This is a genomic window from Streptomyces sp. NPDC107454 (genome assembly GCF_055582885.1).
On sequence record NZ_JBVJPA010000009.1, the window covers coordinates 179262 to 199869 of the forward strand.

Annotated in this window: 14 protein-coding genes and 2 pseudogenes; 9 read left to right on the forward strand and 7 right to left on the reverse strand. The window is 71.0% G+C overall.

Going from position 1 to position 20608, the window contains the following annotated elements:
• Window positions 1–220: 220 nt before the first annotated feature.
• On the forward strand, window positions 221–1264 hold the full coding sequence (locus ACZ69M_RS24210) for an NAD(P)-dependent alcohol dehydrogenase (protein ID WP_470052748.1): 1044 nt from the start codon (window positions 221–223) through the stop codon (window positions 1262–1264).
• A gap of 185 nt (window positions 1265–1449) precedes the next feature.
• Here ACZ69M_RS24210 and gndA read toward each other — a convergent pair whose 3' ends face one another.
• Both gndA and ACZ69M_RS24220 read right to left on the reverse strand, forming a co-directional pair.
• Window positions 1450–2889 (reverse strand): NADP-dependent phosphogluconate dehydrogenase, encoded by a 1440-nt coding sequence (gene gndA / locus ACZ69M_RS24215; protein WP_352047103.1) that lies wholly within the window; start codon window positions 2887–2889, stop codon window positions 1450–1452.
• Window positions 2890–3122: 233 nt separating this feature from the next.
• Window positions 3123–3302, reverse strand: a pseudogene (locus ACZ69M_RS24220) (formyltetrahydrofolate deformylase); the annotation flags it as partial.
• A gap of 257 nt (window positions 3303–3559) precedes the next feature.
• On the opposite strand from ACZ69M_RS24220, the pseudogene ACZ69M_RS24225 reads away from it, so the two are divergent.
• Both ACZ69M_RS24225 and ACZ69M_RS24230 read left to right on the forward strand, forming a co-directional pair.
• Window positions 3560–4519 (forward strand): annotated as a pseudogene (locus ACZ69M_RS24225) (TIGR03557 family F420-dependent LLM class oxidoreductase).
• 75 nt (window positions 4520–4594) lie between these two features.
• A complete protein-coding gene (locus tag ACZ69M_RS24230; protein WP_470052750.1) occupies window positions 4595–5029 on the forward strand; it encodes a hypothetical protein in 435 nt (144 codons plus the stop codon).
• Window positions 5030–5454: 425 nt separating this feature from the next.
• On the opposite strand, the gene ACZ69M_RS24235 is transcribed toward ACZ69M_RS24230, so the two are convergent.
• The gene (locus ACZ69M_RS24235) at window positions 5455–5631 is read right to left on the reverse strand and encodes a CsbD family protein (RefSeq protein ID WP_079065332.1); all 177 of its coding nucleotides are present in this window, start codon (window positions 5629–5631) and stop codon (window positions 5455–5457) included.
• A gap of 697 nt (window positions 5632–6328) precedes the next feature.
• On the opposite strand from ACZ69M_RS24235, the gene ACZ69M_RS24240 reads away from it, so the two are divergent.
• Both ACZ69M_RS24240 and ACZ69M_RS24245 read left to right on the forward strand, forming a co-directional pair.
• Entirely contained in the window at window positions 6329–7609 is a 1281-nt protein-coding gene (locus ACZ69M_RS24240) for an MFS transporter (protein WP_470052752.1), read from the forward strand.
• Between the two features lie 146 nt (window positions 7610–7755).
• Window positions 7756–9171 carry a cytochrome P450 gene (locus ACZ69M_RS24245; RefSeq protein WP_470053182.1) on the forward strand — a complete coding sequence of 472 codons (1416 nt, stop codon included), beginning with the start codon at window positions 7756–7758 and terminating at the stop codon, window positions 9169–9171.
• 214 nt (window positions 9172–9385) lie between these two features.
• On the opposite strand, the gene ACZ69M_RS24250 is transcribed toward ACZ69M_RS24245, so the two are convergent.
• Window positions 9386–10303 carry an endonuclease/exonuclease/phosphatase family protein gene (locus ACZ69M_RS24250; protein WP_470052753.1) on the reverse strand — a complete coding sequence of 306 codons (918 nt, stop codon included), beginning with the start codon at window positions 10301–10303 and terminating at the stop codon, window positions 9386–9388.
• A gap of 407 nt (window positions 10304–10710) precedes the next feature.
• Between ACZ69M_RS24250 and ACZ69M_RS24255 the strand changes: the two genes are divergently transcribed.
• Window positions 10711–12981, forward strand: a complete 2271-nt coding sequence (locus ACZ69M_RS24255) for a M4 family metallopeptidase (RefSeq protein WP_470052755.1) — start codon at window positions 10711–10713, stop codon at window positions 12979–12981.
• 64 nt (window positions 12982–13045) lie between these two features.
• On the opposite strand, the gene ACZ69M_RS24260 is transcribed toward ACZ69M_RS24255, so the two are convergent.
• Both ACZ69M_RS24260 and ACZ69M_RS24265 read right to left on the reverse strand, forming a co-directional pair.
• The gene (locus ACZ69M_RS24260) at window positions 13046–14152 is read right to left on the reverse strand and encodes a PP2C family protein-serine/threonine phosphatase (RefSeq protein WP_470052757.1); all 1107 of its coding nucleotides are present in this window, start codon (window positions 14150–14152) and stop codon (window positions 13046–13048) included.
• A 204-nt stretch (window positions 14153–14356) separates the two neighbouring features.
• Window positions 14357–14785, reverse strand: a complete 429-nt coding sequence (locus ACZ69M_RS24265) for a DUF6010 family protein (RefSeq protein ID WP_470052759.1) — start codon at window positions 14783–14785, stop codon at window positions 14357–14359.
• Window positions 14786–15264: 479 nt separating this feature from the next.
• On the opposite strand from ACZ69M_RS24265, the gene ACZ69M_RS24270 reads away from it, so the two are divergent.
• Window positions 15265–15927, forward strand: coding sequence for an alpha/beta hydrolase (locus tag ACZ69M_RS24270; protein ID WP_470052761.1), 663 nt, complete (start codon window positions 15265–15267; stop codon window positions 15925–15927).
• A gap of 397 nt (window positions 15928–16324) precedes the next feature.
• On the forward strand, window positions 16325–18430 hold the full coding sequence (fusA, locus tag ACZ69M_RS24275) for an elongation factor G (RefSeq protein WP_470052763.1): 2106 nt from the start codon (window positions 16325–16327) through the stop codon (window positions 18428–18430).
• Window positions 18431–18542: 112 nt separating this feature from the next.
• On the opposite strand, the gene ACZ69M_RS24280 is transcribed toward fusA, so the two are convergent.
• A complete protein-coding gene (locus ACZ69M_RS24280; protein ID WP_352047092.1) occupies window positions 18543–19424 on the reverse strand; it encodes an RNA polymerase sigma factor SigF in 882 nt (293 codons plus the stop codon).
• A 218-nt stretch (window positions 19425–19642) separates the two neighbouring features.
• Between ACZ69M_RS24280 and ACZ69M_RS24285 the strand changes: the two genes are divergently transcribed.
• On the forward strand, window positions 19643–20605 hold the full coding sequence (locus ACZ69M_RS24285; RefSeq protein ID WP_470052765.1) for an anti-sigma factor RsbA family regulatory protein: 963 nt from the start codon (window positions 19643–19645) through the stop codon (window positions 20603–20605).
• The last annotated feature ends 3 nt before the right edge of the window (window positions 20606–20608 follow it).

Here is a 20608-nt window from a genome sequence, read left to right on the forward strand (position 1 = left end):
GGCGCCGACCGCTGGTGGGCGCGCCCCACTCCGGCGCCCCCTGACCTGCGCGACTGCCCCATGTGGGCCCGCCGCGAGGGCCGTATCGGGGCCGACGGCGTCGAGAAGGACGTCACTCTGACGGACACCGGCCGCGAGATCAACAGCGAGTTGGACGCCGGACTTCGGCAGCCGTCCGGATGCCGACGACCCCATCACCTTCACCCCCACTGGAGAACCGGTGCTCACCGTCCCCGCATACGCCGCCACTTCGGCGACCGAACCGCTCGCGCCGACCACCGTCGAGCGCCGTGACGTCGGCCCGCACGACGTCCTCATCGACATCAAGTACTGCGGCATCTGCCACTCCGACATCCACAACGTCCGCAGCGAGTGGGGCCCGGCGACCTACCCCCTGGTCCCCGGCCACGAGATCGCCGGCATCGTCACCCAGGTCGGTTCCGAGGTCACCCTGCACGCCGTGGGCGACCGGGTCGGCGTCGGCTGCATGGTCAACTCCTGCCGTGAGTGCGTGCCCTGCCTGCGGGGCGAGGAGCAGTACTGCCTCAAGGGCAACACCCTCACCTACGGCTCGATCGACGCCGACGGCACCCTGACCCAGGGCGGCTACTCCACCCACGTCGTGGTCAACGACGACTTCGTCGTCACCATCCCCGAGGGCCTCGGCCTCGACGAGGCCGCCCCGCTGCTGTGCGCGGGCATCACCACGTACTCCCCGCTGCGCCGCTGGGGCGCGGGACCCGGCAAGAAGGTCGCCGTCATCGGCCTCGGCGGACTCGGTCACATGGCCGTCAAGATCGCACACGCGATGGGCGCCGAGGTCACCGTCCTGTCGCAGTCGCTGAAGAAGGTGGACGACGGCCTGCGGCTGGGCGCCGACCACTACTACGCCACCAGCGACCCGGCCACCTTCGAGCAGCTCGCCGGCACCTTCGACGTCATCCTCAACACGGTCAGCGCCAAGCTCGATCTCGACACCTTCCTCGGCCTGCTCGCCGTGGGCGGCACGATGGTCAACGTCGGCGCTCCCGCGGAGCCGCTGTCGCTGAACGTGTTCTCGCTGATCATGCAGGGCCGCGTGTACGCGGGATCGCTGATCGGCGGCATCCGCGAGACACAGGAGATGCTCGACTTCTGCGCCGTGCACGGCATCGGCGCCGAGGTCGAGATCATCCCCGCCGAGAAGATCAACGAGGCGTACGAGCGTGTCCTGGCCTCGGACGTGCGCTACCGCTTCGTGATCGACACCGCGACCCTGGCCTGACCCGCCGCGGCACCGTCCCCCGAGACCACCCCGTACGAGGCGCGCCCCGAGCCCTCGTACGGGGTGCCGCCGTCCGCGCCGAGGTCACCCGAGGGGCACGTGAAGACGATCTGGCTCTCCCAGTCGTCGAACAGTAGGGAACCCTCTGCGCGTCAGCCTTCTGTTCGCCGCGGCCCGAGTTCCTGTCAGGCGGTGGTTTCGGGGCGGTCGGGCTGCGACCAGTGGGTGTGGAAGGAGCCCTCACGGTCGGTGCGCCGGTAGGTGTGGGCGCCGAAGTAGTCGCGCTGCCCCTGGAGGAGGGCGGCGGGCAGGCGGTCGGCGCGCAGGGTGTCGTAGTGCGCGAGCGCGGCGGAGAACGCGGGGACGGGGATGCCACGCCGGGCGGCGGAGGCGACGATCTCCCGCCAGGGCACCTGGGCGTCGCTGATCTCCTGGGCGAAACCGGCCTCGGCGAGCAGGCTGACGAGGTCGGGGTCGGTGGCGTAGGCGGCGCGGATACGGTCGAGGAAGGAGGCGCGGATGATGCAGCCGCCGCGCCAGATGCGCGCGACCGAGCCGAGGTCGATCTTCCAGCCGTACTCGGCGGCGGCGTCCAGGATCATCTTCCAGCCCTGGTCGTAGGCGATGACCTTCGAGGCGTACAGGGCGTGTTCGACCTGGGCGGTGAAGCGTGCGGCCTCGGTGCGGCTGAGCGGGGGAGTCGTGCCGCCGGGCAGCCCTCGGTAGGCGGCGCGCAGGTCGCTCTGGCCGGAGGCGGCGCGGGCGAAGGTGGCCTGGGCGATGGCCGTGACCGGGGAGGCCAGGTCGAGGGCGGTCTGCACGGTCCAGCGGCCGGTGCCCTTCTGTCCGGCGGCGTCGTCGACGATGTCGACGAACGCGCCACCGGTGTGGGGGTCGGTGTGGGCGAGGACCTCGGCGGTGATCTCGACCAGATAGGAGCCGAGGCGGCCCTCGTTCCAGGTGCGGAAGACGTCGGCGATCTCGGCGGGGCTGTACCCGGCGACCTGGCGCAGCAGGTCGTAGGCCTCGGCGATGAGCTGCATGTCGGCGTATTCGATGCCGTTGTGGACCATCTTGACGAAGTGTCCGGCGCCGTCGGTGCCGATGTGGGTGGCGCAGGGTTCGCCGTCGACCTTGGCGCTGATGCTCTCGAACATCGGGCCGAGGACGGCGTACGACTCCGCCGAGCCGCCGGGCATGATGCTCGGCCCGTTGAGGGCGCCCTCCTCACCGCCGGAGATGCCCGCGCCGACGAAGTGCAGGCCGCGTTCGCGCAGCGCGGCCTCGCGGCGACGGGTGTCGGCGAAGTGGGCGTTGCCGCCGTCGATGATCATGTCGCCGTTCTCGAGGAGCGGGGCGAACTCGTCGATGACGGCGTCGGTGGCGGCGCCCGCCTGCACCATGATCATGAGGCGGCGGGGGCGGGCGAGCGCGGCCACGAACTCCTCGGCCGTCTCGGCCGGGACGAAGGTGCCCTCGTGGCCGAACTCGTCCACCAGCGCGCGGGTGCGGCCGGCGGAGCGGTTGTGGACGGCGACGGTGTAACCGTTCCGGGCGAAGTTACGGGCCAGGTTGCGGCCCATCACTCCGAGGCCGGTGACGCCGATGGAAGCGGATGCGTTCATGAGGCTGCCTGTTCTTCGAATGTCGGCCATGTCAGGGGCGGGGCGACCCCATGACCATGGGTACGGGCCGACGGCCCGGTCTTCTCGATATCGCGGCGGCCAATCTTGATCAGGTTCCCGGAGGACGTCGTCGGGGCGCGGTCGCGCGAGGGCCGCACCGCTCATGCGGGGTGCTTCGCCCAGGCGGCGGCTCGCAGCGTGTTCACCAGCAGCCGGGCGATCGTCTTCGGTCCTCAGGCGAAGACGATCGTGTGGTTGCCGTCGCGGATCACGCGGTCCTGGCTGTGCCACTCCACGGCCCGGGACAGGACGGCTCGCTCGAAGTCCGCGCCGCGGCGCTGGAGGTCGGCGGCGTTCTCGGCGTGCGTCACCCGGACGACGTCCTGCTCGATGATCGGGCCCTCGTCCAGGTCCGACGCCGAAGGCCACGGGCGACTGGCCGCACGCACCGCCCTCGGCCTCGGCCTCGACACGGGCGGCATCACCCGGTCCCCGGGACGGGTGCTCGTCCGCGACTCGGCCTGACCCGGCCTGCCCCGGAGGACCGTGACCTCCGTGGCGTGGGGGAACCCGGCGTCGGTGAGGCGGTGCCCCCTCCGTTCGGCGCCGACTCACCACCTGTGACAGCGGTCGGATGTTTCGGATCATGGCTACGGGTAATGCGGAGGATATGGTGCAAATCGCCTACACGATGGTGACTGAGCAGGCCGACCCCCGCGACCTCGTAGAACGCGTGGTCGAGGGGGAGCGGGCCGGCTTCGACTTCTCCGTCACGTCCGATCACTACTCTCCCTGGCTGGAGTCGCAGGGGCACGCCCCCTACGCGTGGGGCGTGCGCGGCGCCGCCGCCCGGGCGACGGCGCGAACACCACTCATGACGTACGTGACCTGCCCGACGACCCGCTGTCATCCCGCCGTCGTCGCGCAGGAGGCGGCACCCTGCACCTGCTCTCGGTGGGCCGGTTCAGACTCGGGCTCGGCTCGGACGAGAACCTCAACGAGCATGTGGTGGGCGGTCGTTGGCCCTCCCCGCAGATCCGTCTGGAGATGCTCGAGGAAGCCGTGGAGATCATCCGCGAGCTCTTCGGGGGCGGCGACGTGCAGCACCGGGGCACGCACTTCGAGGTGGCGAACGCCCGGCTGTGGGACCTGCCGGACGAACCGCCCCCGATCGGGGTGGCCCTATCCGGCAAGCGGTCCCGTTCCCTGGCCGGCCGGCTCGCGGAGCTCGTCATCGTCACCGAGCCCGAGCCGGAACTCATCGAGGCCTTCGACCGAAGTGGTGGCCGGGGCACACCGCGCGTCGGGCAGCTGCCCGTCCGCTACGACCCGGACCGGGAGGCCGCGACGGCCCGCGCGCACGAACAGTTCCGCTGGGCCCTCGGCGGCCGGCCCGTCAACGCCGAACTGCCGGGCCCCTCGGGCTTCGAGGGCGCCACCCGGTACGTCAGAGGACACCGCGGGAGCCATCCCGTGCGGCGACGACGTCGACACCTTCATGGAGGCGGTCCGGCCCTACGAGGAGGCGGGCTCCACCGAGATCGCCCTGGTGCAGGTGGGCGGCGACCAGCAACTCCCGTTCATCGCCTGGGCCGAGAAGGCACTGCTGCCCGCCCTGCGCGAACTCTGACGACAACGCGACCCGCACGCGGTTCGGCTCCGCTCCGCCGGTGCCGGGCCCGACCAGGAGACGTGAGAGGACACCATGAACAGCACGGCGCACCACACCGACACCGCGCACAACACCTCGTCATCCCCCGACCAGGCCGATCGGTCGGGCTCTTCCCCGGAGCTGGTGCAGGTCGTCCTGGACGCCTGCTCCCTCTCGGACGCGGACACCGTGTTGCGCGTCCTGGGCACACGCTTCGCCGAGGAGAGCGGTGACGACATGCCTCGGCACGACAGCACCGCGCGGTCCGACACCTGGACCGGAGCCTTCCTCGTCGGGCGGGACGCGCGCGACGCCGCGCTTCCGACCGACCTCTCCCTGAACGGTTCCGTCGCCGTGGAGCTCCAAGGCGGTCCCGTGGCGGTCGACCGGCTGCGGCAGACCCTCACGTCCGCCTTCGGCGTCCAGGTGTCCGGGTCCGCCTCCGGCGACCAGGAGATCGATCTACGGCTCCGGCTGACGCACGCGTAGGCCGGCCCGGGGAACGAGTCGCCCATGGGACCCTCAGACCGATTCCGGCGATGTGCACGGTGACGGTGAAGGAAACCAGCGCGAGACAGCAGACGAAGAAGGCGCTCCTGCGCGCCCTCCGTTGCGAGGTTCCGGTCCGACCCGGGTGGAGCCTCCGGTGCGTCGCGCACCCTCCCCGGTGGCGTGGTCGCGCACGCCACCAAGAGGAAGGCGCCCTCGCCGGCATCGATCCCGGGCCACTGGCCTCGCGGGGTGCCCACCACAGCGAGGGAGCCGGCAGGCCGGAACACGGTTCGTCACCGTCGGCGGACCGAACGACACCGTCGCATCCGCCGGAAGGACGGCGCCGACGACCGCGCCCCGGGGCGCTGAACACCCTGCCCGGGGCGCCGACGACCGTATCCGGGACGCTCGGGCCGTCGTCCTCAGTGCTTGGTCCGCTGGCGGATCTGGCCCGCGGCCCTTTCGGTCATCTCCTGGGCCTTTCCGCGCAGCTGTTCGCCGCGGCCCGCCCTCTGCATGGACTTGTCGCCCAGGGCTTTGCCGAGGGTCTCCCTCATCTTGCCCCTGAGCTGCTTCGTTCTGGCATTGCCCTTCATCATCACAGTCGCTTTCCTCGAGGCCGCCGACGAGTGGGGTGCGGCGACATGCCTTTCTTCACCGTGTGGCCAGGAGGGGGACACCGCAAACCGGCATACGCGATTTCACCGTTCAGGTCCGGGCGTCCCCCCCCTCGACGCCCCGGATCCCACCGCCCGACGCGTCCGTTCCGCGCACCGCCCCGTGCGACGGGTCCGGCGGGATCCGGCGGACCTCTTGCACGGCCCGGCTGTTGCTGATGTCATATTCAGCCGCAGGTCGGTGACTTTGGCTGATTACGCTTTCGGGTGATCCGAAAGTTTCGGCTACCTTGTGGCTGCACAGATGTTGATGCCTAAACAAGGCCTGCGTCGATGCCCTTCCCCGGTCTCGGTCGTGTCGATTCATCCCGCATGCCCGTTTCCCGACTCGCCCTCGTTTCGAGCGGAGTTCGTGTGACCCGACATCGCGCCATGGCATGGACGAGCAGTCCTCACCCCACCGGTCCAGGTGGAGAGGTCTCCGCCGGTCCCGGTGCCGAGGCGGCCCGCACCACCCCGTAGGTGCCGCCGGTGTCGAACGGACCGCCGCCGGGGTGTCACGCCGTGGACGGCGGGTGGCTCTCCGGCTCGATGAATGTCGTGCACCTGCCCGCCTGAGGGTCCTTCGAGCCCGCCGGGCGTTCCCCATCACAGCTGAGTGAAAGCCCCCCATTACTCCGTGACCATTCAACTGTACGAGGGCCGACCGGCCGGTCGGCATGCCGCCGTACCTCCCGGCAGCCTGCTCCGCCGGGTCTACGCACCGCGGGCCTTCGACGCACTCGCCTTCTCCATGTCGACGTACGCCATGCCGCTCCTGGTGCTGGCCACGACCGAATCCGCCTCGCTGACCGGGCTGGCCTTCGCGCTGGAATGGATACCGCGGGTGGCGGCCTTCGGCCTCGCCGGTGACCTGGTCGACCGGCGCGGAGCCGCCATCGTGTTCTTCCTCGCCTCCCTGGCGCGCGGGGTCCTCGTGGCCGGCGGGAGCGTCGCGCTGACGATGCTGGAACGGGGGACGGCGCAGACACTCGTCGTGATGGCGCTGGCCGCCGCGACGGGCACCCTGACGCAGTTCAGCTTCATCGCCAACGAAGCCGTGGGCGCGATCGTGAGCCGCCGTGCGGACACCCAGGCACACAAGGTTCAGGCCGTCCTGATCGGCATCGACCAGACGGCGACGCTCACCGGACCCGCGCTCGGCGGCGTCCTGCTGCTGGCGGGGCCGACCCACATGCTCGCCGTTCTGAGCGTGCTGTCGTGCCTGGCGGCGGCCCTCGCCCTGCAGACCCCGCCGACCCCCCTGCGCGGCTCCCAGCCCGGCACCACACAGCGGGGAGCGGGCCTCAAGACGGGCTGGCGGACGCTGCGTTCGCTGCCCGCGCTCGGCTGGCTGGTGGGTGGCCTGACCGTCTCCAACCTCGCGCTCGGGCTGCTCCAGTCCGCCAGCCCGATCATCGTCGTCGAGCGTTTCGGACTGTCCCCCGCGGCCGTCGGCACCCTCTGGTCGGCAGCCGCGGCCTCCACGCTCCTGACGGTCACCGTCTGCCGCTTCGCGCTCAACCGGCTGGGCCTGTGGGGAGTCGGCGTGGTGTGCTCCACCGTCGCGTCCGCGGCCTGTCTCGCCCTGGCCCACGCGCCCACGTACACCGCGTATGTCGTCCTCATGGCGCTGTTCATGGCGGGCGACGGCGGCCTGACCGTCGTCCTGCGCACGCTGCGCTCCCTGCTCATCCCGGCCGCGGTCTTCGGCAGCACCCTCTCCCTGACCATCCTGCTTCTGCTGCTGCCCTTCCCGCTCGCCGGCATCGTGGTCGCCCTCACCTCGCCGTGGGCCCTCGACTACGTCATCGCGGTGTGCGCCGCGCTGCAGGCCGTCGCCCTCGGTCTCGCCTTCCTGCGTCTGCGCACCGACCCGGTCCTGCGCACTCCGGGCAAACCAGCGCAGGTCACGGCCTGAACCAACGGGCGCCCCGCGGCGGCCCGTTCGTGCGGCCTGGGGTAGGGTCTGGCACCGGTTCGTAGCCGCTGAAGGGCTACGAGCCGGTGGTGGGGAGCGTCGAAGGGCTGCGAACGGTGGAATCCCACATAGGGGACGGCTGGTCCATGGACGTGGACGACACGCGGTTGGAGGCGATGACCGCGCAGCCGCTGCTGACCCGGGACTACGAGACGCGCCCCGCGCTCGTCTACGAGCGGCTCAGACAGCGGCACGGACCCGTCGCGCCGGTCGATCTGCTGGGCGTACCGGCGTGGTTGGTGCTGGGGTACCGCGAGTCGCTTCAAGTCCTCCAGGACGACGACGCGTGGCCCAAGGGGCTGGAGAACTGGCGGGCCCGGTCGGAGGGCAGGGTTCCCGCCGACTGGCCGCTCGCACCCTCCCTGGAGGTGAACCACGTACTGATCCAGGGCGGTCCCGGCTACCAGCCGCTGCGGACGGCGTGGGACGCGGCGCTCAAGCCCTTCCAGGATCCGCGCCATCCGCAGACCAAGCGGCTGAAAGCGGCCGTCACCGCCCATGCCGACGAGCTGATCACCCTGTTGGGACAGGGTGGCGGCACGGGCGTGGCCGACCTGTCGGCGCAGTTCGCGCGTCCGCTGCCGCTGATGGTGGCAAGCCATCTGCTCGGCTTCCCCGGTTCACAGGGCGACGACGCCCTGATGGACATGTGGCGGGTGCTCGACGCGGGGCCGGACGCGGAACCCGCCCTGGAACGCCTGCTGGAGACCCTGGTGGAGCTGGCTGCGGCCAAGCGGACGCGGCCGGGCGACGACTTCCCCTCCTACCTGCTGGCAGCCCACCCCGACCTGTCCCTCGACGCGCTCGCCCGCGAGCTGTTCATGCTGCTCGGCATGACGTCCGACCACGTCGGCATCCTGATCTCGAACACCGTGGTCGAGGTCATCGCGGGGGAGGGCAGCGCACGGGCGAGTCTGTCCGCCGGGATGGTCAGGGAGACCATGAACCGGGTCGTCATGCGCAAACCGCCCCTGGTGAACTTCGTACCGAGGTTCGCGGCCAAGGACACTCCGCTCGGCAACTACACGATCCGCGCAGGCGATCCGGTCTGGGTGTCCTCCGCCGCCGCGCACGCCGATCCCGTCTTCGCCGACCACGCGGTGGCCAACACGACGATCAGCAGCCGGGCGCACCTCGCGTGGGGCGCGGGCCGACGCCAGTGCCCGGCACGCGAGCTGGCGTCGACGGTCGCGGCGGCAGGGGTGAGCCGCTTGTTCGAGCGCTTCTCCCACCTGGAACTCGCGCTCCCGGTGGACCAACTGCCCTGGCGCTCCTCCCCGTTCATGCGCGGCCTGCGATCGCTGCCCGTACGCTACGAACTCGCCTCGCCGGTCGCCCCGTTGGCGCCGGAAGGGCAGGAGCGCGCGGCGGGCCCGGAGTCCGACACCCCCGATACCCCCGATACCCCCGACGTGTCCGGGACGGTGGCGACGGACCAGGCCGCCCAGCGCCGCTCGTCGCTCTGGCGCTACCTGACGGGCCTGATCCGGACGGGCCGTTGAGCCGCCGCCTTCGCACCGCAATCGACGCATCAGGCGCACCCAGCGCCATGGGGGGATGCGAGCGTGACACAACGGGTCGGCAAGAGCCGATTACTGGGGAAGGTTGCGCCCGGGCGCGGCAGCCCGGGTTCACCGACGTCTGCGCCGACGCCTCTTCGTCGACGCCGCCGCATGACACGCGCCGCCCTCGTCACGGTGGGCTGAACGGGCGGGGTCACAAGGACAGTTCCAGCACGAGCGGGCGATGGTCCGAGATCCCCGTCGCGGGCGTGCGCACTCCGCTCGCCACTGTCACGCCGACGCCGTTCGCGAGCACATGGTCGAACTGCACGACCGGGCGGTGCGCGGGATAGGTCGGGGTGCGGGCCAGATCGAACCAGCCGCGGGGAGACGGTGGGGTGCGGGTCTTCCCCGGAGCGTTCAAAACGACCTTGGGCAGGGCGCCGATCAGGTTGAAGTCGCCCAGCAGCACATGAGGAGCGGGCAGGTCGGCGATCCAGTCGCGGACGGCGAGCAGCTGTGCGACGTTCCAGCCCGGCACGAACGACAGGTGCACCGCCACCGCCGTGAACGGACCGCCCGGTCCCTCCAGTACGGCGGCCAGCGCGGCGCGCGGCTGGTCCCTGACCACGGTGAGTCCGGGCCGCCCGGGCATCTTCAAGGGCATACCGAGGGGCGCCGGGGCCAACCGCCGGGCGCGCCAGTCCCGTACCGGAAACCGGGACAGCAACGCGATCCCGTGCGAGGGGACGTCCGTGGTGGCCGAGTCGGCGTCCTCGGGGCCGTACACCCGCAGCCCCGGCTCGGCCGGGTCGCGGATCCACCCCCGGTCCGCTGTGGAACGGGCGTGGAACGCGCTCGCGTAGCGCCAGTGCTTCAGCCCCGCGGCCTCGGCGGCGACCGACGCCTGGTCGACCCCGCCCGATCGCTCCTGGAGGCGGTCCAGTTCCTGCAACGCCAGGACATCGGCGTCCAGGGACAGGACGGCTCGGGCGAGTGGTCCTTCCGCCGGGTTCGCGGCGGGGGAGAGGGACCCTCCGTCCGGCAGCGGCCGGCCGTGCAGCACATTGAACGTCGCGAGCCGCACCGGCCGACGGCGCGTGGTCTGATCCCGCTGACTCCCCTGGTTCATCGTGAGGCCAGTGTCCCCGTATCGGTCCGGTCCGTGAAAACCGGCGTGAGCAGATTTCCGTACCCGGGAACGAACGCCACCCTCGCCACCCGCGTCACCCGGACCGTCCGGCACCGGCCGAAAAGCGCCCCGAGCCGGGGCGAACATCCAGCAATCAATAGCCAATTTCAGCCGTTGCTTTGTCATCTCCATGACAAAACTGTGTGAGCGATGCCAGTCTGCTCTTGAACGTTCACCGTTCCTTCACACCCCCCACCTGTCGCGCGCCGCCGAGTTCAGGCACACCCCCTCGTGGCTCACCTCGTGCAGCGCCCTTCCCTGCTCAGCGCGTTGCCAGCCGGCCACACCCTGCCGGCCCGCTCTCTCGGCCTCGACCACGGGCCGATCGTCGCCAGAAGGAGAAGCCCTTGCTCCCGCCCCACCGCACCTCGCACCGACGCAGATACACCGCGGCGTTGGCGCTCACCGCCGCCGGCACACTGCTCGCCGCCGGATTCCACACCGGCGTCGCGTCCGCGGCCCCCCGCGACCGCGGCCACGCGAAGATCGTCGCCACCCCCCGGGCCGCCGCGGCCCCGGCGAAGCTGTCTCCCGCCGCGCACGCCGCGCTGCTCAAGAGCGCCACCGCCGCGGTCGGCGACACCGCGAAGATCCTCGACCTCGGCTCCAAGGAGAAGCTGATCGTCAAGGACGTCTCGAAGGACGCCGACGGCACCACACACACCCGCTACGAGCGTACCTACGCCGGACTGCCGGTCCTCGGCGGCGACCTCGTCGTACACGTCAGGAACGGTCTGTCCAGCGTGTCCGAGGCGAGCAAGGCCGACCTGAAGGTGCCGACCACCACGGCCCGCGTCACGTCCGCCACCGCCGCCCACAAGGCGCTTGCGGTCGCGAAGAAGGCCGACGCCACGCGTCCCGCGGTCGATGGCGCTCCCCGGCTCGTCGTCTGGGCCGCCGGAGCAAAGCCGGTGCTGGCCTGGGAGTCGGTGGTCGGCGGCACCCAGGACGACGGCACGCCGAGCGAGCTCCATGTCATCACCGACGCCACCTCGGGCAAGGCCCTGTTCGACTTCCAGGCGGTGCGTACCGGCACGGGCACGGGCCAGTACAGCGGATCGGTTCCGCTCAGCACCACGCCGTCCGGCTCCACGTACCAGCTGGTGGACGGCGACCGCGCGGGTCACCGCACCTACGACCTGAACCAGGGCACCTCGGGCACCGGCACCCTCTTCACCGATGACAACGATGTCTGGGGGGACGGCACCCAGAGCAACCGGCAGACGGCCGGCGTGGACGTCGCCTTCGGCGCCGCGGCCACCTGGGACTACTACAAGGACGTCTTCGGCCGCAACGGCATCCGCAACGACGGCGTGGCCGCCTACAGCCGGGCGCACTACGGCAACGGCTACGTCAACGCCTTCTGGTCCGACAGCTGCTTCTGCATGACGTACGGGGACGGCGCGAGCAACGCGCACCCGCTGACCGCCCTCGACGTCGCCGCGCACGAGATGAGCCACGGCGTGACCGCCGCCACCGCGGGCCTCACCTACTCGGGTGAGTCCGGTGGCCTCAACGAGGCGACCTCGGACATCTTCGCCGCCGCGGTGGAGTTCCACGCCAACCTGTCCGCCGACGTCCCCGACTACCTGGTCGGCGAGAAGATCGACATCAACGGCAACGGCACCCCGCTGCGGTACATGGACAAGCCCTCCAAGGACGGGGCGTCCCGGGACAACTGGGACTCCTCGCTGGGAGGCCTCGACGTCCACTACTCCTCCGGACCGGCCAACCACTTCTTCTACCTGCTCTCCGAGGGCAGCGGTGCCAAGACCGTCAACGGGGTCTCCTACGACAGCCCGACCTACGACGGTGTACCCGTGACCGGCATCGGCATCGAGAACGCCCAGCGGATCTGGTACCGGGCCCTGACCACCTACATGACCTCCAGCACCAACTACGCCGGAGCCCGCACCGCGACCCTCCAGGCCGCCGCCGACCTCTTCGGCGCGTACAGCGACACCTACCTTGCCGTCGCCGCCGCCTGGGCCGGGATCCATGTCGGCGACCGGATCGCGCTGGGTGTCAACGTGGCGCCGATCGACGACCAGACCAGTGGCGTCGGCCAGCAGGTCTCCCTCCAGACCAGCGCCTACACCACCAACTCCGGCGCGGGCCTGACCTATGCGGCCACCGGCCTGCCGGACGGCCTGACGATCAGTGACACCGGCCTGATCTCGGGAGTTCCCACCATCACCGGGACCAGCCCCGTGACCGTCACGGTCACCGACAGCACGGGAGCGTCCGTCTCGGTCAGCTTCACCTGGCGGGTGGCGAACATCTACGCCAACAGCACGCGGGTGGACATCCCCGACGCCGGACCCGCGGTCGAGTCACCCATCACGGTCACCGGCCGGACCGGCAACGCCTCGGCCACCACCCAGGTCTACGTCAAGATCATCCACACCTACCGCGGTGACCTGACGGTCTCCCTGGTGGGCCCCGACGGCACCGTCTACTCGCTCCTGAACCACAGCGGAGGCAGCGCCGACAACGTCGACCAGACCTTCACGGTCGACGCCTCCGCGCAACCCGTCAACGGCACCTGGAAACTGAGGGTCCAGGACACCGCCTCGATCGACGTCGGCTACATCCAGCAGTGGCAGCTCACCCCCTGACCTGTCCGCCCGCCGAGCTCGCCCGTCCGGCCCGCCCCGCGCGGTCCGGGCGGGCGAACCGTCCTCACCCCCGCCAGCCCTGGGCGTCGGGCGTGAGGACCAGCATCGTGACGTCGTCACGCACGGCGGTACAGAACCGTAGGAGGTCCTCCCAGAGGTGGTCGGTGAGGTCGGCGGGCTTCTCCCGGGCCAACGGGGTCAGGCGGTCGGCCAGGGGATAGAAGGCGCCCGTCGCGTCCCGGCTCTCGGACACTCCGTCGGAGCCGAGGAACAGCCGGTCGCCGCGCTCCAGCCGGACGGTGCAGATCTGCGGCGGAGAGATGTCGAAGAACCCGAGCCCGAGGGGGGCTCCTGGTTCGAGAACGAGTTCGACGGCCTTGCCGTCGCGCAGCAGAAACGGATGCGGGTGTCCGCAGGACGTCAGACGCACCGCGTCCGCGTCGGCCGAGAATTCCAGCAACAGGGCGGTCGCGAAGAGTTCGGCGTGTGTGGTCTGGGCCGAGTCCACGACGAGCCGGCGATCGAGGCGGGCCGCGACCGACTTCAGGTCGCCCTGGTCGAGCACGGTCTCCCGGAACGCCCCGAGGAGGGAGGCGACGGTCGAGACGGCCGACAGCCCGTGCCCCTGTACATCGCCCATCACCGCCCGCACGCCGTACGGGCCGGCGCGCACGTCGAAGAAGTCGCCGCCCACCAGTGTCTCGCGCTGGGCCGCCCGGTAGAACGCCGAGCACTGCACCGGGCCCACGCGTTCGGGAAGCGGCGGCAGTACGGCGAGCTGGGCGGCCTCGGCCACGGTGCGCACCGTGACCAGGTGGGCGTCGCGGCGACTGCGCACCAGGGAGATGGCGACGCTCAGGATCGCGACGAACGTGATGGTCAGCAGGTCGGTGTTGCCCGGATGGTTGAGCTGGAGGGGCGGTACGAACAGGAACACGATGACGACGGCGCCGAAGACAGCCGTCGCCACCGGTCCGTAGGAGAGCACAGCCAGCGACGGGATGGCGCCCAGCAGGAAGCCGATGTCCAGGGGGTACCGACTCAGGAGTTCGGCGGTGCAGACCGTCACCAGCAGGGCGGGCGGCAGCACCCGCACCCAGCGCGGTGGTGGGGCTCCGCGCAGCCAGCCCTGGCTCGCCCGGACCTGATTCCGGTGGTCGGCCGTGCCCATAGCACTCCTCCCTACCCCACCACGCTCCTCCTTCCGGCGGTCGTGCGCATCACGGTGGGCCGGGCGGGCCGCCGGACGCCGAGAATTCCGTGTTCCGCGCGGAGTTCCGCGCGGGGAATTCCCGCTGGTGGTTGAAAATCGCAATTCTCTGAGAATTCCCTTCGGAAGGAAGAGCCTCGGCGTCTTCGCACCACCCAGGGGCGGCTAGGCGTGTGAGGGATCGGTCGGGGAGGCGGGGCGCTTGGAGAACCAGGAGCCGATCAGGGCGGGCAGCGAGGGACCGCCGCGCAGGCACCAGAGGGCGATCACCGGGTCGCAGATCGCGCAGCCGAGCGACGAGTGCGTGGCGAACGGGATGATCGGGGCCCCGCGCAGGTAGTGCAGGGCGTCCCATACGGTGTGCAGCAGCCAGGCGATGCCGATCCAGACGTACGAGTCGAGGCCGCGGTAGGCACAGTAGGTGACCGCGGCGGTGAAGACGAACTCCCAGGCACCAAAACTGCCACTGCTGAGATAGGCGGCTCCGGCCCCGGCGACCATGATGGCGTTGAACCGCCGCCTCGTGGGCTCCCGGAGCAGGGACATGAGGAACGCGTAGAGAACACCGATGAGTACGGGTGCGACGAAGAGCATGAGCGAGACGCTACGAGGGTGATCGCGGCCCCGGCAGTGGCCGGAACGACAGACTGCGACGGGTTCTCGCCGGCCGGCACCACCGACTCCTTCCGACCGCCGTGACGATCACGTGTCCCGTGCCGCAACGGGCGCTCATCTCCGCGGCTCTCGGCGTCCGCCGCGACCAACGGTTTCCTTCTCGGGCTCGCACTGGTCGACTACGACAGCGGTATGTCCCTCGGTGTGCCCCGCGGTGGCCCCGGTCTCGATCTGGAAATCGCCGCGGGCGGCAACACCGAAGTCGTCCGGGCCGAGCAGCGCACCCTCGCCGATGGCGCCCGCCCGCGTGGAGCCCGGCGACGAACGACCCGTGGGCGATGGGACACTTCTCCCACAGGCGGAGTCGGAACACGGGAAGAGCTGTGATGCGCGGCCGAACGCGGACAAGGACCCCTGGCGCACCGGCGCGTGGAGCGGTCGGGGCCGACACCGCCCTGGTGCCGGTCCGTCACTCGGACGCGGCGCGTGCGGCCGTGCTCGTCCTGCACGGGGGCCGGGCCGACAGCCTGGCCCCCTCACGATCCTGGAACGTGGCGGCGCTGCGGATGAGGCCCGTGGTCCGGGCCGTCGCCGCGGCCGTGCCGGACGACGAGGTCTTCCTCGGGCAGGTGCGCTACCGCCTCCAGGGCTGGAACGGTTCACGGGCCGACCCCGTCGGTGACGTCCAGCGGGCACTCGGGGAGCTCGCCCGCCTCGTCGGTGAGGTGCCGGTGATTCTCGTGGGTCATTCGATGGGCGGCCGGGCGGCTCTGCGCGTCGCCGCGGCGACACAAGTAGGGGGAGTGGTGGCGCTGGCGCCCTGGTGTCCGGAGGGCGAGCCGGTGGCCCACCTCCAGGACAAGAAGGTGATCGCGCTCCACGGTGACCGCGACCGCGTCACCGATCCCGCGGAGTCGATCGCTTTCGTCCGCCGGGCCAGGGCCGTCGGCTCCCGCGCGGGTGTACTGCTGGTCAAGGGCGGTGACCACGCCATGCTCCGACGGTACGGAACCTGGCACGGCGCCACGGGGGCGGCCGTCGCCGAACTGCTGCAGCCCGCGGAGCCGCCCGGTGGACTGCTCGCCCGGGCGCTTTCGGAGTCCGACTCCGGCCTGCTCTGACCGGACGTGCCAAAAATCCGGTGCGCCGACCGCCGCGCGCTCCCTACACTCACCCCACAACGCGCGCTCACCGCTCCTGCGGAACATCACGGCGCGCGTCCTGACGAGTGAGGGGAGCCGGGCCGTGCGTCACCGTACTGCTGTCGTCGTTCCCCCTTCGCGCTACGAGGTGATCCTCGTGTCTCCGGGTCCCCGGTGCCGGCTGCGCGGCCGACACCGGTGGTCCGTGACGAACATCTGACCTCTCTCCGCCCGTCACCGGGCAGATCGGCTCCGTACGCCCCGATGGGGCTGTGCCGTGGCCGGAGGTCCCCGCACGGCCCGTGGCACGACCGCGGGCCGCTTCGTCCGGGACATCGCGCCGCCCCATCCGGATCATTCCGAAAGGCCATGGGCCGTGCGTACCGACCTGCACCGTCACCTCGACACCCCGCTCGCCGCCGTCCGCAACCTGGGCATCCTCGCCCATGTCGACGCCGGGAAGACCACCCTCACCGAGCGGATCCTGTACCTCACCGGGACCACCCACAAACGGGGTGAGGTCCATGACGGCACCACCGTCACCGACTTCGACCCCCAGGAGCGCGATCGTGGCATCACCATCTTCGCCGCGGCCGTGAGCTGTGCCTGGGACGCGCACCGGATCAACCTGATCGACACCCCGGGCCACGTCGACTTCTCCGACGAGGTGGCGCGCTCCCTGCGGGTGCTCGACGGCGCCGTGGCGGTCTTCGACGCCGTCGCGGGAGTCGAGCCGCAGAGCGAGGCGGTGTGGCGTCAGGCGGACCGGTACGGCGTGCCGAGGATCGCCTTCGTCAACAAGCTCGACCGTGCCGGTGCCGACCTCGACACCGCGGTCGAGTCCATCAGGGAGCGGCTGCATCCGGCCCCACTGGTCGTCCAGTTGCCGATCGGATCGGAGGCCGGGTTCACCGGTGTGGTGGATCTGCCGCGCATGCGGTCACTGGTCTGGCCCGAAGGCCGCGACACGGTCGAGGAAGGCCCGGTGCCCGAGGCACTGAGGGACGCAGCGGAAGGCCGCCGCCGACAGCTGGAGGAAGTGGTGGCGGAACTCCACCCCGGCGCGCTCGAGGAGTTCTGCGCGGAAGGGACCCTCTCCGTGGGGACCCTGACCGCCGCGCTGCGCGACCTGACCCGTTCCGGCGACGGCGTGGTGGTGCTGTGCGGCTCGGCCTACCGCAATCGCGGGATCGAGCCACTGCTCGATGCCGTGGTGGCCTATCTGCCGTCGCCGCGCGACGTGCCCGCGGTACGCGGCACTCGGGACGGCAGGGAACAGGAGCGGTTCGCCGACCCGACGGCACCGTTCGCGGCACTGGTGTTCAAGGTGAACGGGACCGCCACGGGGCGGCTGACGTATCTGCGTGTCTATTCGGGCACGATCGGGAAGGGAGAGACGGTGTGGGACTCGGGCACGGGGCGCGCCGAGCGCATCGGCCGGATCCTGCGGGTCCAGGCCGACCGTCACGCCCCACTGGAGCGGGCGGTGGCGGGCGACATCGTCGCGGTGGTCGGGCTGAAGTCGGCCCGCGCCGGGTCGACCCTGTGCGCCCCCGGGGCTCCGTTGGTTCTCGAACCGCCGACCGTCGCCGATCCGGTCGTCTCGGTGGCCGTCGAGGCCGTCGGCAGCGCTGAGGCGGAGCAGTTGGTGTCCGCGTTGACGCGGCTGGTCGAGGAGGATCCCTCGCTGGTCGTGCGCACCGACCCCGAGACCGGCCAGCTGGTCCTGTCGGGCATGGGCGAACTGCATCTGGAGGTGGCGGTGGAGAAGATCCGGCTCGCCCACGGTCTGGACGTCCGGGTCGGCCGGCCGAGGGTGGCATACCGGGAGACGGTCGTCCGGGGAGTGTCGGGGCTGGTCCATCGGCACGTCAAACAGGACGGTGGCGCCGGTGAGTTCGCCCATGTGGTGCTCGACGTGGAGCCGCTGGAGGTCGTCCCGGGTGACGGCGACGGGGGCGGGGGCGCGACGCGCTTCGAGTTCCGCTCGACCGTCGTCGGCGGACGGGTGCCACAGGAGTACGTCCGGGCGCTGGAGGCCGGGTGCCGTGACGCGCTGGCCGACGGGCCGCTCGGCGGGCACCCGGTCACCGGGGTGCGTGTCGTCCTCACCGATGGAGCGACCCATCCGAAGGACTCTTCGGAGCGGGCGTTCCGGACGGCCGGCCGGTTCGCGCTGAGGGAGGCACTGCGCGCCTGCGCGATGGTTCTCCTGGAACCGGTGGCGGACGTCACGGTCACCGTGCCGGACGACGCGGTGGGCGGGGTCCTCGGTGACCTGGCGGCGCGACGTGGGCAGGTCTCGGGCTCCGTCGCGCGGGCGGGCGTTGTGGTGATCACCGCGTCCGTGCCGCTGGTCGAGCTGTTCGGCTATGCGACCCGGCTGCGCAGCCGGACCCGGGGCCGGGGAGTCTTCACCGCCCGGCCCGCCGGGTACGCCCCGGCACCCAGCACGGCGTCGACCGGTACCGCGGCCCGGTGACGCACAGGACGGTCCCGCCCGAAGTCGGGTGGGACCGTCCCGCGGCGCCCCGGTCGCACGCTGTCCCGGTCGCACGCTGCCCGGGGCGGGCGCGTCGGACGACCGCGGCGCGTCAGGCGACCGCGGGATCGAGCAGCCCGGTGCGAAGACGCTTGATGATGCGGGTGATCAGACGCGAGACGTGCATCTGCGAGATGCCGAGTTCCTCGCCGATCTCGGCCTGGGTGCGCTCCTCGACGAAACGCATGTGGATGATCCGGCGCTGACGCTCGTCCAGTTCGGCGATCAGCGGAGCCAGGGACTGGAAGTCGTCGACGAGTTCGAGCGAGGGATCGTCCTCGCCGATGAAGTCCGCGAGAACGGTGTCCCCGTCCGCGCCGTCGTCGGCCGTGAGCGCGGCGTCGAGGGACGAGGAGTTGTAGCCGTTGGATGCCTTGCGCGCCTCGATGACCTCCTCCTCGGAGAGGGACATCAGCGCGGCCAGCTCACGCGTGGTCGGGGTGCGGCCGAGGCGCGTGCGCAGTTCTTCCGTCGCCTTGGCGAGTTCGATCCGCGCCTCCTGAAGACGGCGGGGTACGTGGACGGCCCAGCTGGTGTCACGGAAGAAACGCTTGATCTCGCCGACGATGTACGGAACGGCGAAGGAGGTGAACTCGACCTCGCGGGTCAGCTCGAAACGGTCGATCGCCTTGATGAGCCCGATCGTGCCGACCTGGACGATGTCTTCCATCTCGTCCTGGTTGCGGCTGCGGAAGCGGGCCGCCGCGTACCGCACGAGGGAGAGGTTCATCTCTATGAGCGTGTTGCGCGCGTACTGGTAGTCGTGCGTGCCTTCCTCCAGCACGGCCAGCCGGTCGAAGAACTGACGCGACAACGCGCGCGCGTCCTTCGGACTGATCTTCAGCGGCTCGTCGATCAGGGGGAGTACCTCCTCCTGTGCCGTCCCTGCCTGCTGTGCCGTGTTGGTTGCCTTCGCTGCCGTCACGGCTGCCATGCGGTCCACCCCTGTTCGTTCGAAGTAATTGAAGACAGGGCCCGTCTGCCCCGTCTCAAGCCAGTCATGCCACCCAAGCTCCGAAACCCGCGGAACGCCTCGTTTCCGCGGCCCGCCGGACGTGGTGTCAGTACTCCTTCTCGCCGAAGCCCTCCGCCGGATGCACGCCGACGGCAACCGCCGCCGCCTACAGTGGGATCCGAGGTGAGCCAGTGGGCATGGAGCAGGGAGAAGACGGAGCGCGGTCGCCCCTCGTCCGAGACCGGGCGGAGCCGTTCGCGCACCCCGCGCTCCTGTACCGCTCCGAACAGGAGTACGCGGAAGGCACGCTGCCTTTCGTGTCCGAGGGCCTCGCCACCGGCCTGCCCGTGGCGGTGGCGGCACCCCCGTCCCGACTGTCGCTGCTCAAGGCGGAACTCGGAGGGGTCGCCCACGAGGTCCGCTGGATCGACATGACACAGGCCGGCCGGAACCCCGGCCGGATCATCCCCGCCGTCCTGCGATCCTTCGTCGACGCCCACCCCGGACGCCCTGTGCGCATCATCGGGGAGCCGGTCTGGTACGGCCGTACGGCGCTCGAGTACCCGGCCTGCGTCCAGCACGAAGCCCTCATCAACACGGCGTTCCACGGCCGCGAAGCGACCATCCTCTGCCCGTACGACGCCCGAACCCTCTCCGACGACGTGATCGCCGACGCCCACGCCACGCACCCCGTGGTGATCAGCGACGGGCGGCCGGGCGTCAGTCACGCCTTCGACCCCGAACGTGTCCTCGCGCGCTGCAACGAGACCTTGCCGTATCCGCCGGGAGCGGCCACGGTCCGCTTCGCCGCCGGACTGCTGCCCGCCGCACGCGACTTCGCGCTGCGCGAGGCACGGGAGCGGGGGATGGCGCCGCCCCGGCTGCAGGATCTGAACCTCGTCGTCGCGGAGCTGACGACCAACAGCGTGGTGCACGGAGGCGGTTCGGGGACGCTGCGGATCTGGGCCGAGAGCGAGCAGATCGTCTGCGAGGTGCGTGACGAGGGGCACCTGACCGACCCCCTGGCCGGCCGACGCCCGGTGCGCCCGGACCAACTCGGCGGACGGGGCCTGCTCCTCGTCCACTTCCTGTCCGACCTGGTACGCGTCCACACTGCCGCGTCCGGAACGACGATACGCAGCTACCTCGCCCGGAGATGACCG